This is a genomic window from Alteromonas gracilis (assembly GCF_036870955.2).
GTDB classification, from domain to species: domain Bacteria; phylum Pseudomonadota; class Gammaproteobacteria; order Enterobacterales; family Alteromonadaceae; genus Alteromonas; species Alteromonas gracilis_A.
On record NZ_CP145482.2, the window covers coordinates 2,350,122 to 2,363,853 of the forward strand.

Annotated in this window: 9 protein-coding genes and 4 pseudogenes; 2 read left to right on the top strand and 11 right to left on the bottom strand. The window is 44.4% G+C overall.

Annotation, left to right across the window (positions count from 1 at the left end; translation table 11 throughout):
- Positions 1-37: 37 nt before the first annotated feature.
- A complete protein-coding gene (locus V6N89_RS11360; protein WP_338517632.1) occupies positions 38-538 on the bottom strand; it encodes a DUF2919 family protein in 501 nt (166 codons plus the stop codon).
- Positions 539-735: 197 nt separating this feature from the next.
- Between V6N89_RS11360 and rimO the strand changes: the two are divergent.
- A pseudogene (rimO, locus tag V6N89_RS11365) lies at positions 736-2,167 on the top strand (30S ribosomal protein S12 methylthiotransferase RimO).
- Between the two features lie 100 nt (positions 2,168-2,267).
- Here rimO and V6N89_RS11370 read toward each other — a convergent pair.
- The 8 genes and pseudogenes from V6N89_RS11370 to V6N89_RS11405 form a co-directional block, all read right to left on the bottom strand.
- Positions 2,268-2,927, bottom strand: a complete 660-nt coding sequence (locus tag V6N89_RS11370) for an SDR family oxidoreductase (RefSeq protein WP_346992709.1) — start codon at positions 2,925-2,927, stop codon at positions 2,268-2,270.
- Positions 2,928-2,958: 31 nt separating this feature from the next.
- The gene (kdsB, locus tag V6N89_RS11375) at positions 2,959-3,708 is read right to left on the bottom strand and encodes a 3-deoxy-manno-octulosonate cytidylyltransferase (protein WP_338517633.1); all 750 of its coding nucleotides are present in this window, start codon (positions 3,706-3,708) and stop codon (positions 2,959-2,961) included.
- Between the two features lie 8 nt (positions 3,709-3,716).
- Positions 3,717-3,911 carry a Trm112 family protein gene (locus tag V6N89_RS11380; RefSeq protein WP_338517634.1) on the bottom strand — a complete coding sequence of 65 codons (195 nt, stop codon included), beginning with the start codon at positions 3,909-3,911 and terminating at the stop codon, positions 3,717-3,719.
- 5 nt (positions 3,912-3,916) lie between these two features.
- On the bottom strand, positions 3,917-4,156 hold the full coding sequence (locus V6N89_RS11385) for a tetraacyldisaccharide 4'-kinase (protein WP_346992710.1): 240 nt from the start codon (positions 4,154-4,156) through the stop codon (positions 3,917-3,919).
- 40 nt (positions 4,157-4,196) lie between these two features.
- Positions 4,197-4,778 carry a tetraacyldisaccharide 4'-kinase gene (gene lpxK, locus V6N89_RS11390; RefSeq protein WP_346992711.1) on the bottom strand — a complete coding sequence of 194 codons (582 nt, stop codon included), beginning with the start codon at positions 4,776-4,778 and terminating at the stop codon, positions 4,197-4,199.
- Positions 4,779-4,947: 169 nt separating this feature from the next.
- Positions 4,948-6,695 (bottom strand): annotated as a pseudogene (gene msbA / locus V6N89_RS11395) (lipid A export permease/ATP-binding protein MsbA).
- Positions 6,696-6,879: 184 nt separating this feature from the next.
- Entirely contained in the window at positions 6,880-8,307 is a 1,428-nt protein-coding gene (locus V6N89_RS11400; protein WP_346992712.1) for a DNA internalization-related competence protein ComEC/Rec2, read from the bottom strand.
- Between the two features lie 34 nt (positions 8,308-8,341).
- Positions 8,342-9,505 (bottom strand): annotated as a pseudogene (locus V6N89_RS11405) (ComEC/Rec2 family competence protein); the annotation flags it as partial.
- 90 nt (positions 9,506-9,595) lie between these two features.
- Here V6N89_RS11405 and V6N89_RS11410 point away from each other — a divergent pair.
- On the top strand, positions 9,596-10,123 hold the full coding sequence (locus tag V6N89_RS11410; protein ID WP_338517639.1) for a DUF2062 domain-containing protein: 528 nt from the start codon (positions 9,596-9,598) through the stop codon (positions 10,121-10,123).
- Between the two features lie 65 nt (positions 10,124-10,188).
- Here the strand turns inward: V6N89_RS11410 and ligA are convergent.
- Positions 10,189-12,226, bottom strand: a pseudogene (gene ligA / locus V6N89_RS11415) (NAD-dependent DNA ligase LigA).
- Positions 12,227-12,382: 156 nt separating this feature from the next.
- Positions 12,383-13,723, bottom strand: a complete 1,341-nt coding sequence (zipA, locus tag V6N89_RS11420; RefSeq protein WP_338517640.1) for a cell division protein ZipA — start codon at positions 13,721-13,723, stop codon at positions 12,383-12,385.
- Positions 13,724-13,732 lie beyond the last annotated feature (9 nt).

Consider the following 13,732-nt stretch of genomic DNA (forward strand, 5'->3'; position numbering starts at 1 on the left):
CAGTCATCCCTCGATAGCAAAGGTCAGCGCGCTTTAGTCAATTGCGTTTTTTTCTTGTGTCATCGTCCTGTGGATGAGGGTTAGCCCAATCTACAATCATCCACTTTAAATGTCGACTTCTCGATATGGCATAAAGTGCAACACCATAAAAAAGAAGTTTAATGCCAGTTACGTATTCAAACCCCCATTGATGGTGCATGGCGTAATAGATTTGAACCGCCAGTAAGGACAACACACCTAACTGAGTTGCAGGTATTACGATAAAGCGCCATGCTGTGACATCCCGTTTCCACAATCTCTCTCTTTGACTCACCAAAAGCAAACCTACTAACACAGGCAAACTCGCGGCAAGGCCTAGCCCAAGGCTTTCCTTTTGAGGATAGAAAAATTGTAGCAACGCTTCGGTTTGCGAGCGCGAAGCCAACGAAAAAATGAATGCGAGCCAATCAATGCATAACAAAATTAGTATAGTGTACAGCCATTTAGGCGGCAGTATTCGACCGGATTCATCGTAATATTTAAGGGGAAGCTTTAGCATGCTTTTTAGTATTTATCGTCGATTGCTTACCGTTAGTATAATGGGGCTACTATTATCATTTTAAAGGTGCAAGAAATACGTTTACGTTTGCGCCCACATCTCATAAATTAGTCGCTGTAAAGTACTGCGAAAACCATCCAGTTGCTGTATAATCCGCGGCCATTTTAAGCACAGTCATTTACCGGGTGATATTTTAGATGACAGTAGAAACGTTCAATCCAAATAAAATAGCCAATAAAACCACGACTCTTGAGACGCCAGTAAAGGTGCTGAGTGAAGGAAAGCAATCCACCGCAAGTACCGGTAATAGAATTGGCTTCGTGAGCTTAGGCTGTCCAAAGAACTTGGTGGATTCTGAGCGAATTCTTACGCAGCTTCGCACCGAAGGCTATGACGTGGTGCCAACGTACAATGATGCTGACCTTGTGATTGTTAATACCTGTGGCTTTATTGATGCGGCCGTTGAAGAGTCACTAGACACCATCGGCGAAGCGCTTAAGGAAAACGGAAAGGTAATCGTAACGGGTTGTCTGGGGGTCAAAGAAGACGAAATACGTGAGCTGCACCCCAACGTATTGGCTATTACTGGCCCTCATGCCTATGAAACTGTCGTTGAACAAGTGCATGATCATCTACCAAAGCCCAGCCACAACCCTTTCGAAGACCTGATCCCCGATCATGGTGTAAAGCTGACACCAAGGCATTACGCTTATTTGAAGATTTCTGAAGGCTGTAATCACCGCTGCACTTTCTGCATCATCCCATCAATGCGAGGCGATTTAGTTAGTCGACCCGTTGGCAATGTTTTAGACGAAGCTAAACGTTTAAAAGAAGCTTAGCGTTAAAGAATTACTCGTCATTTCCCAAGATACCAGCGCTTATGGTGTTGACGTAAAGCACAGAACGGGCTTTTGGGATGGCATGCCTGTTAAAACACACATGCAACAACTGTGTGAAAAGATGGGTGAAATGGGAATTTGGGTTCGCTTGCATTACGTTTATCCTTACCCACATGTGGATGACCTTATTCCATTGATGAATGAAGGTAAAATTCTTCCTTATTTAGATATTCCTTTTCAACACGCTAGTAAACGAATTTTGCGCTTAATGAAGCGCCCTGGCTCGTCAGAACGCGTACTTGAACGTGTTAAAAAGTGGCGTGAACAGTGTCCATCTCTGATTATTCGCTCTACGTTTATCGTTGGTTTCCCTGGTGAAACTGAAGAGGAATTCGAAGAACTATTAGACTTTTTGCGTGAAGCACAATTAGACCGTGTTGGCGCATTTGCCTATTCACCGGTAGAAGGTGCTAGAGCTAATGACTTACCAGACCCAGTACCTGAAGATGTAAAGCAAGCACGTCTTGCACGCTTTATGGAAGTTCAAGGTGAAATTAGTGCTGCTCGATTAAAAGCGCGAATTGGCAATGAGTATCAAGTGGTCATTGACAGTGTAGACGCGGAAGGTGCAGTGGGCAGAACGTATGCAGACGCGCCAGAGGTTGATGGCGTTGTGCATCTAAATGGTGTCCACGACGTTAAGCCTGGTGACCGAGTATGGGCTGAAGTAATACACGCAAATGAACACGATGTTTGGGCTGTACTATCGGAAGATCAGGACGAAGAGTAATCCCAGTAAAAAAGCCCAAATAGCTATTTTAGTGCAACCAAACGCAAAGAGGCGCATATTATTTTTAATAGCGCCTCTTTTTACTACCTATCTCAATTAATTACCACGGCAGCACATCACCGTTTGAATGAATAAAGCGACCGCAGTTAGAAAGGTTAAGCTCATCAATTCTTGCAAGTAATTTTTGTGCGCTAGTGTCTGCATCAATGTCCCCGGCACCATTTACCATTTCAGTTTGCACAAAACCTGGATGAAAAACGCCAACGGCAATGCCCTTCGGCTTTAAATCATTGGCCATAGACACCCCAGCCGCATTTAAAGCAGCTTTTGACATTCTATAACCATAGTATCCACCTGAGCTATTATCCTCCATTGAGCCCATTCGGCTAGAGATAAGTGCAATTTTACTGCCGCTGGTCATTCGAGGTAAAAGTGCTTGCGTTACTAGCAACGCACCAAGCGCGTTTACCCTAAATTGATAGTCAATTGTATTCGGATCCCAATCATTAAGACTTTCTCGCCCTAATACGCCAGCGTTATTTATTAATAAATCAATATCAACATCCATAAGAGGAGCAAGTTTTTCTGGTAGAGAATCAGGCTGTGATACATCAACACCGTTTATAATCGTCACGCCTGTATTATTCAGCTCGTCACAACTGTTTCTGCACGTTGTGAATACGTTTGCTCCTCGAGCTTTGTACTGTTTGGTTAATGCCAGTCCAATGCCACGATTTCCACCTGTTATAACTACATTCATAACGCTCCCCTTGTCGAAATCAATTTGATAATTAATTTATAGTGTTTAACAATCGCTCTAGATCTTCCGGTGTATCAATCCCAATTGGCGGCGGTGCTATCGCAACGTCACAGTGGATCTTGTCGCCATACCAAATAGCTCTTAGTTGCTCCAATGATTCAATTTGCTCTAGGGTGCTTGGAACGTAATCTACATATTGTTGAACATACTGTGCGCGATACGCATAGATCCCGATATGCCTCTTATACAGTTTGGTGTCTGCAGACGTGGGGTTAGTCATCATGCGCTCTCTTTCAAACGGTATTGGTGAACGCGAAAAGTAGATAGACTCTTTTGCGTTATTTACCAATACTTTCACAATGTTAGGATTGAAAACATCCTCAGCAGTATTTATCGGGGTTGATAGCGTGGCCATTTGGCATTGTGTCGCTTGTGCAAGATTTTGAGCTACTTGAGTAATGTTTTCTGCTGGTATGAAAGGCTCATCACCTTGTACGTTTACTACTATACTTTCAGGCGGAATACGCTTCTTTTGTATCACCTCGGCAATGCGTTCTGTGCCAGACTGGTGATCTGAAGAAGTCATACAAACGTCTGCAAAACCTTCCACGACATTTTGAATGCGGCTATCATCAGTCGCGACTATAACTCTGGTTGCACCAGCTTCATTAGCGCGCTCAACGACGTGTTGAATCATCGGCTTACCCTCTATCATCGCAAGAGGTTTTCCGGGGAAACGGCTTGAACCAAAACGTGCTGGTATCACTACAATAAATGACATGTGTATACCTATCTCGTTGCGTCTACTTCATCGAGTGACAAGGTGGTCGCTTTGCTTTCAATAAGAACAGGTATACCTTCCTTAATGTCATATGCTAAGCGGTCAAAACGGCAGATTAATTGACTGTTGTCATCGCTTAGAACCAGTTTACCTTTGCACACTGGGCAGGCAAGAACTTCTAAAAGCTTTTTATCAAAGGCCATGCTTATTATTCCTTAATTTCTTTGTTTAACCTTAATCCCGCATTAAGCAGTTTAGAGTCAATTAATTGATAAAAATCAGCTGAGATTTGAGCTGTTACTGGTAAATACCAACAATCATGATGTGCAAACGCCTTAACTTTTACTGCGTCCTTTTCTGTCATGATCACGGTCCCTGAAACGATATCTTGCTGCGAAAATGCATGATGATCAGGCAAGGCTTTCGTTTCCGCCAATTGTAATCCCATGGCTCTTAATTGCGTAAAAAAACGCTGCGGTGAGCCTATCTTAGGCTAAAGCACTGCATTGAACAGACTGCAACGACGCCAAAGACGTGGTCTCCTCACCATTTGCCACGTTAACAAATTCACCTGCTGAAAGTGACATCAAAAACTGTGGCGCCACACTTTGGTCAAAATCCGGTATCGACGAACCATTATGAATTACGGCATCAACATTACCTAAGCGCCATATCCCTTCTCGCAACGGGCCCATTGGCAGAAGATAGCCACTCCCAATACGCCTGTCGTCCATTACTACAAGTTCAATATCGCGACTTAGTGCATAGTGCTGTAACCCATCATCACAGATAATTAAGTCGCAGCCACAATGCGATTCTAGATATTTGGCACCGCGCGCGCGAACAGGGTCAATGACCACAGTGCATCCGCTCCGTCCCGCTAGTAGACGAGGCTCATCTCCAACCTCTGCTGGATTGTCATCAACATTAACAATGCGCGGGTAAACTGGTGATTGCGCACCGTAGCCGCGGCTTAATATGCCAACGGTAACGCCACGCTTTTTATAGTATTCTGCTAGGGCTAAAACAACGGGCGTTTTGCCGTTTCCACCTACCGATATATTGCCCACCACAACTACCTAAGCACATCAGGGCGATATGACTTTTTTAATCCCACCTTAAACAGTAAACGCCTGAAGCCAGATAAGAAGAAAAACAGCAGTGCAAAAGGCGATAGCAACCAAACTAGAGGATGGCCGTTGTACCACTTTTGCTGAAATGTTTGAGGTTGCTTAACCGTCACTTGGCCTCACCAAATTGAAGAGAATGAAGCTGAGCGTAGTGACCGCCTTTATCCAGTAACTCACTGTGTCTGCCCTGCTCGATAATTCGGCCTTGTTCAACCACCATTATACAATCCGCATTTTCAATCGTAGATAGTCGGTGTGCGACCACAATGCTTGTACAGCGCTTCTGCAATGTTTCTAGAGCATCTTGAATAAGTCGCTCTGATTCGGTGTCCAATGCCGATGTTGCTTCATCTAGAATCAAGATAGGCGCATCGGCTAATATGGCTCTGGCAATAGCAATACGTTGTCGTTGACCGCCAGAAAGCATTAAGCCATTTTCACCGATTACCGTGTCTAAACCGTCTGGAAGATTTGTCAGAAATTCTTCGACATGAGCCATTTTAGCCGCTTCTTCAATTTGCTTTCTAGAAACATTCTGGGTAGCACCGTAAGCGATATTGTTGGCAATGCTGTCGTTAAATAGGGTTACGTTTTGAGATACCACAGCGAATTGCGCACGCAATGACTTCAAATCAATGCTATTGAGCGGTGCGTCATCGAGGCGTATCTCCCCGGTTTGTGGTACATAAAACCTAGTAAGTAATGAAGATATCGTAGACTTACCGCTACCAGAGCGACCCACGAGGGCTATAGATTGCCCAGGATTGGCGCTGAAACTCACGTTACTAAGTGCAGGGTTTTGTTTACCCGGATACGAAAACGTCACGTTATCGAATTCTAGTTTTCCTTTCGCTCTCTTAAGTACAACATTACCATTGTCGTCTTCGTCGCGTTCATCAAGTATTTCAAAAATACTTGCGCAGGCCGCCATACCTTTCTGAAATTGGTTGTTGATGGTCGTTAACTGCTTAAGAGGCTTTAGCAGCATTACCATGCAAAATACAACGTTTATAAAAACATAGGCGGTCAGTTCTTCTAACATTCCCGGAGTGCTAGCTATGAATAACACAACCGCGAGGGCAATCGAGGCAATCACCTGAATTGAGGAGACGCTCAAAATAGACGTAACATTTAATTTCATCGTCTGCTGACGATTGTGGTTATTCTTTTGTTTGAATCGGGCTTGCTCGATTTCCTGCCCCCAAACATAATGACCACTTTGTGCCCCTTCACTGCTTGTTCAACAGACGATGTTAAATTACCCATCGACTGTTGAATATTTTTGCTAACTACACGAAAACGCTTACTCACGAATGAGACAATAATGGCAACTAGCGGGCCAATCAGTAAAAAAATCAAGGAAAGCTGCCATGAGTAATAGAACATTACACATAGCAATCCCACTACTAACGCACCTTCTCGAACTAAAGTTAGCAATGCTTTACCCGATGCATTGGCAACTTGTTCAGTGTCATACGTGACTTTACTGATCAATCCACCCACAGCGTGGTTATCGTGAAAAGCAACGGGCAAATGTATGTACTTGTCGAAGAGTTGCTGACGCATACGCATTACCACTTGAGCGCCAATCCAACTTAGCGTGTAACTACCAAGAAAATTGAAAAAGCCGCGCAACAAAAACAGCGGAACAATTGCATACGCCGCAAGACGTAAATACGCGTGGTCATTTTTGCCAAGTGATTCGTCGATCATGGGTTGCAGTTGAGCAAACACAAAAGTATCGACGGCGGAGTAACCTATCATTCCGATAATGGCAAAAACAAAGGGCATTTTGTACGCTTTTAAATACTCGAAAAAGCGCCTAATTTGTATGTCCGAATTGTCGGCTTGCTGCATGAATTTTTTATACCTATTTAATCTTATGCCAGACAGTCTCGTGTCTGTTCACTGTTACTTTTAGACAATCACTGATTTTCAGTGAATGAAGCAATGCGCACGAAAAGTCCAATACGCCATAGTGTACTCGTAAATAAACTAATTCACTAATCTAGAGACCTAATTGCTCATAGTTTCAACACGTTTAACAAATGTTGGGACAGAACCCACTTTTTAAAGGTGACGTGGAGAATACGCCTAAGATATACCAACGCTTCGCCATGTGAGCACGTTGCGTCTCAATTTTGAATGACCAATGGCTGATGTTTGTTGTTTCATGATTCTCCGTAAGGTCGCTTTGCTCAAACGACACACGAATGTATCCCGTAACGCTTGTTAAATATTGTTTTACCTTTCTTGCGCTATATCTTTCTACAACTTGCTTTGCCGGGAAGCCCCACCGATTCTCAAAACCTTGTGTATAGATGACGGCTTGTGGTGCTACCGCCTTTATAAATGCGCCTGTCGATGATGTGGCGCTGCCGTGATGAGGTGCAACTAAGACATCAGCCTTTAATTCTCTCAACTGTGCAGTATTGATATGCTCTGTTACAAGTGCGTATTCAGAAGCGCGTTCGATGTCCCCGGCTATCAGCACACTTTGATGACCATCACTTATGTGCAGTACGCAAGACTGCGCGTTTGAATCTTCCTTGTTTCCTTCCCTAGGCCACAACACTGTTATAGATAATTGTTGCCACATTATGATTTTGCCGCGTTCACACCCTGAAATCGGTGAATAGAAAACAGCGTTAGTGGCTAGCGGTGACTGTCTAACAGCCTCAAGTCCCCCGGCGTGGTCTATATCACTGTGCGTGTGAAAAACATGATCAATTGCTTGTATACCGTTGGCGCGCAATAAAGGTAATAAATGCGCTTCAGCCGTTTTTGCATAACCATTGTACCTTACTCCAGAATCGACAACGATTGCACGGTTCCCTTTGGTAAATGCTATTGCGCTGGCTTGCCCAGCGTCGAACACGTGCATTTGCCAATGCTTGTCGTTGTAAGGAAGCTGTATCAAAAACAAGGGGATAGCAAACAATATCACAAGAAATTTTTTACACTGAAAGTGCGGTAAAAAGCACAGTATCGCTATTCCTAAAATGCACCAAGACTGTGGCGTATTTATCGATATCTCAAAAATGGCAAAATGTTGCTCAGACAAATAATCAAGAAAGGCTAGTAACCATGTCAACACCACGTCAGCAATACTAAACACGACCGAAAGCCATGGCGTTATAAGCAGGGTCATTAAAGATAACAATGTAACGGGTAATATAAGAGTAACAATGGGTACGGCAATAATATTAGCGATCACACTGACAACGCTTGCACTGCCAAACCAAAGTAACGAGACAGGCACCAACAATACACTTAAATACCATTGGGTTTGAAACGCAGCGGCGTACCATGGTTTTTGTGAAAAGCGAAGTGAACGATGTAAATACCAAATAATGAACACCGCAATAACGCTCAGATAAAAACTTGCGCCAAGAGTACCCAATGGAAACAACACTATTAAGGCAAACAACATAATTAGACCTAGCATGAAGGGGTCGTGCAGTTCCATAGCCCAAAGAGAAAAGGCAAGCAATACATAATAATACAAACGCTCTAACTACAGGAAGTGCCATACCGCTAATGGCGGCATAGCAAAAAGCGAATCCCGTAACACTGAGCAAGACACCACTTCGAATTGGAGCAATATTAACGACACGGATAACGTTAGTTAATACTGTGCTGGCGTTAATAAGCAAAGTGCCGTGCTTAACAGCGCCCCATTTTGTTGTAGCGTGTTGTGTTGCCCTTGAACGGCCAACAAACGCGATATAAACCCACCTAGTCACCAGCACTAAGCTGTTAATTATGCAAAGCAATGATGCTGCAACTATGCCTAAGTGCATGCCGGAGATACTAAACAAGTGCCCTGTGCCCGTTCGCTGAAGCAACCGCCAGTCTTCAAATTTTAGCTCACTGCGTACACCGAGAAGCAGCGCCAGCCACCACTGACGGTTAACTAAATCAAGCGAAGCAATATGCTTTACTAATAGGCTGCGCAGAGACATTGAGGACTGGATTGAGTTCGCATCAACCCTTTTAATATATCCTGTGGCATGTATCCCCTGATTTACCAGCAGCTTTTGTTGGTTAAAGCCCAAGGGGTTTGCTACGCCATATGCTGGTTTAAGCTTGACGCGTGCTGAAAATACATCACCATCCTGTAAACACTCATTAAATGTGTCATGCGTTTTTATTTGGCCTCTCTTCGCAGTGTTGTGAGAAAGGCGCGCTTTGAATGCACTTTGAAGCCAATGAACTTGTGAACTGTTTAAAACGTCTTTTGCGGGGCGCTGGTTAAACTTATTAATTTGTACAACATAATAATACATGCGTTCATATTGAACTTTGGCTTGCTTGCCTAAACGGTCAGAGGTAGCGCAGCCACCACTCAAGACGCGTGCTTGTATTGTGACATCTTGTTGAATTTTGTCGTTAGGCAGTTGCCAAGCGTAGTGTAAATGCCCTACACTCGCCAGCCATAGCGTCCCGGTCATCAATCCGTGGAGTATGACGACGGATTGCGATAGTTTGCGTTCTGATTTCTGTCGGTGTTCTTTAAGTAGTGTAATTAACATTATTACACTAAAAATGATCACGATAGATAGGATGACTGCTATGCTCTCTTTACTTGGTAGTTGAGGCCAAAACACAGCGCTCATTGCGCTGAAGCAAAAACAACACAACCAAATTGTGATACGATTATTCATAGTGTTGTAACGCAACCCTTTTTATTGAGCTTTAAACGAGCTTGTTGCGAATGCTTTGTTATTTTTTATTGTCGATATGCATTGAGATTTATGCCTAAGAAATTTATTCGCCGTTTTTTGCCTGACCACCAAAGTATCAAGCAAAACAAAGCCTTAAGAATATTTGGTAACCTACTACATGAACCTAACTTATGGCATTTAAATCGTCGTTCAGCGGCAGGCGCGTTTGGTATAGGGCTATTCTTTGCGTTTTGGCCCGTGCCGTTTCAAATGTGGCTATCTGCAGGCCTCGCAATACCTTTTAGAGTCAACTTGCCATTGTCAGTCGCAACAGTGTGGGTTACTAACCCATTCACTATTCCTCCCATATTTTATGGTGCCTACAAGGTTGGTACTACTGTACTAGGGACCAAACCTGAGCATTTTGAGTTTCAATTTAGTTGGCAATGGGTTGTTGAAAGCCTAAACACGATAGGCCCAGCATTTTTGGTAGGATGTGGTATTTGCTCAGTATTCTTTGGGCTGCTTGGTTACTTTTCATTAAATTGGGTTTGGCGTTTTCAAGTTAAAAAAGCATGGGAACGCAGAAGACAGTTGCGAATGAAAGACGCAAGCTAATAGAAAACGCGCACTATTAAATATTCAAATAATACGCGCCAATCACAAGAGTGGGCAAAGTGGGCCTAGTCCCCCTCATATTGCGAAAGAAACGAAACTAACGCCGCTTCGTCCCACACTTCAACATCAAGTTCTTGTGCTTTTGTTAATTTTGAACCCGCTTTTTCACCTGCTACGAGAAAGTCGGTGTTTTTGCTAACCGACCCTGCAACTTTGGCTCCTAACAGTTGCAACCTTGCTTTGGCATCGGCTCGTCCCATCTCACTTAACGTACCCGTAATTACACAAGTTTTGCCATCAAGAGGTAAGTTATCTGTGTCAGGCTTTTCGATAGCAGGCCAGTTGATACCTTCTCTTAGCAAGGCATCGATAACGTCAGTGTTATGGCTTTCGTTGAAAAAGTTGAAGATATGAGCAGCAACAACCTCGCCCACGTCCTGTACCTCTACGAGCGCCTCAAGTGATGCGCTTCGAATTGCATCGAGAGTTTCAAAATGCGCCGCTAAATTTGCTGCGGTTGCTTCACCGACTTCTCTAATACCTAGTGCATAAAGAAACTTAGCCAATGTTGTTGTCTTTGACGACTCTAACGCACTGAGCAATTTACTGGCAGACTTTTCTGCCATTCGCTCAAGTCCAACTAGATTCCCTAACGACAAGGTGAAAAAATCAGCAGGACTATGCACTAAATCAGCATCGACCAGCTGGTCTACTAGTTTGTCGCCCAAGCCATCTACATCAAATGCCTTGCGAGACGCAAAGTGTTTCAGTGCCTGTTTGCGTTGTGCGGGGCAGATTAATCCACCTGTGCAGCGTGCTACAGCTTCATCCTCCAACTTCTCAACCCGAGAATCACATACCGGGCAGTTTGCAGGAAAGCTAATCTCCGACTCGTTGCCAGCGCGTTTGGCTTCTACTACTGATACAACCTGCGGTATAACATCTCCCGCGCGGCGGATTACGACTGTATCGCCTATCTTAACGCCAAGGCGATTAATCTCATCTTGATTATGCAACGTGGCATTAGAAACCGTTACACCACCTACAAAGACGGGCTCAAGCCGAGCTACCGGTGTAATAGCCCCCGTGCGACCTACTTGAAACTCCACATCAGTTAGAACAGTAATTTCTTCTTGTGCGGGAAACTTCTGAGCAATAGCCCAGCGTGGTGCTCTGGCCACAAAGCCTAAACGGTTCTGTAAAGCTATATCATTGACTTTAAACACCACGCCATCAATATCATAGGGCAGTTCATCGCGAACCGCTAAAATACGATTGTAGTAATCAAGGCACCCTTCTCCGCCCTGCGCTACATCTATCTCTGGACAGAGCGGTAAGCCCCACTCTCCAAGTTGCGCGAGGCGCTCACTGTGAGTTTGCGGCAGTGAAAAACTATCTAGTTGCACAACGCCTAATGAATAGGCATAAAACATTAACGGTCGTTTGGCAGTCACTTTTGAATCAAGCTGGCGAAGGCTGCCCGCCGCGGCATTTCTTGGATTGGCAAAGACTTTCCCGCCGCTTTCGCGTTGTGCGTCATTCAATTTTTCGAATCCATCACGAGGCATAAACACCTCGCCTCTAACTTCAACGCGCTGAGGAAAGCTCCCCGCTCGCAAAGTAAGCGGAACATTTAAGATTGTTCTAACGTTGGCCGTGATATTCTCACCCACTTGCCCATCGCCACGCGTTGCAGCTCGCACTAACTCACCGTTTTCGTACAAGATACTGACCGCTAACCCGTCAAGTTTGGGTTCACAACTAAACGCCATGGTAGCATCGTTTTTCAATCGATCTTTTAGTCGCTTTTCAAAGGCAAGCAACGACGCATCGTCAAATGCGTTATCCAGTGACAGCATTGGCACTTCATGGGTTACTTGCTCAAAAGCAGAGAGTGCTTCCCCCTACTTTTTGGCTAGGAGAATTTGGGCTTAGCAATTCAGGATATTGTGCCTCAAGCGCAATCAGTGCTTGCATATCGCGATCATAAACCGCGTCAGGTACAGATGGGTCGTCTAACACGTAGTACTGATAGTTGTACTCATTAATCGTATTGCGCAGTTGCGCTATCTCTTTGGTTGCTTGTTCTATGTTTTCAGACATGGAGTCTCTTTCACGCCATAAGGTTATTTAAAGAAGAGAGCAATACAATGCGTTATTTTGCCAATTACAGTTTACGCAATAGGTTTCGCATTGACTAAACTAAAAAAGGACCTGACAACGCCAAGTCCTTATCAATGATAGTTTTTTGCGTTTAGTTTAATTACGCGCAATGATTCGCTTACGTTCAAATTCGCGGATCTTCTCAACATATTGTTGAAGACCCTGTTTTGTCAATACGCTTCTGCGGCCGTCTAGCACTTGTGCATTAAATTCGTCAGCCAACTTACGCGCCGCATTGTGCATCATATTGAACACTTGGTGGGGATCACCTTCTATCGGCAATATCATAAACAGTGAAACGCCCTGTGTTTCAAAATTTTCAAGATTATCGATATCAAACACGCCTGGCTTGAACATATTGGCTAAACTAAATAAAACAGGCCCTTTGCCATTTGAGTTTACGTGGCGATGAAATATGTCTTGGTCGCCGAACTTAAAACCAAGCGTGAGTAGCATAGGCAAAAGCGCAGCGCCAGCGATAGGTGCGTCCTCTGGCGCGCGAACATTTAGCACTAAAACCTCGGGCTCAACTTGTTCACGCCCCTTTTCTACTGCATGTCCATCATCGTTAGCACTAAAGCCTGGATCGTTATCGTTTTCATCAAAATCGATACGCATCTGGTCATCGCCAAAATTTGGCTCTTCTCGTTTTCGAGTAGTTTGTTTAGCGCGCTTGGTTCGAGAAAAACGCTTCTGCGGCTCATTGGACTCTCGCGCATCCAATTCTACACGCTCGGGTTGCTCAGGCGCATCTAAGCTAAAGTCTGCCACTTCTTGTTGGTGAGCATTGTTACTTTCAACAGCTTCAGAGACCGTGCCTTGCGACGGCGAATCGTGTTCAGCATTACTTTCCTCTGCCCCCTCTTTTAACAAGAACCCTGGGGGTTCCGGAAAGTCGGCAACGTTATTACGTGTGTCCTGAGCACTATCCTGGCTTCCTCTCATAGAAGCCGCCATATGTGGTTTAGGGTTACTTACCACAGAACCGTACAGTTTGGGCTGTGGCTTAGGTGCTTCTTCTATCGCCTTACTGACATCATCGGTCGACGCAATATTTTTATCTACATCATCGCCGTCTAGCGCTTCAGTACGCTGGTCACTTTCATCTTCTATACCTTGAGATGCATCATCTGAGTCTGTGACATCGTGTGACGTGTCAGGGACGTCGCTGGCAGCAACGTTAACTTGTTCAGGATCTGAGTGATCAGTGCGGCTAACAACCCGCACCTCGCCAAGTCCAAGTTCATCAAACCCTTGAGCATCAGACTCATTGTCTGTGTCATCGTCAGAGATGTCTTCTTGCCATTGCCTAGGTTCTAATCGTGTCTTTTGCTCTGGCTTACTGTTCTTGCGAATCTTCCAAATACCGTGGGCAAGAACGCCTATGATAAAAACGGTACCGCCGAGGAGTAAAAATAGACGTAATTCATCTTCCATTTAATTTCT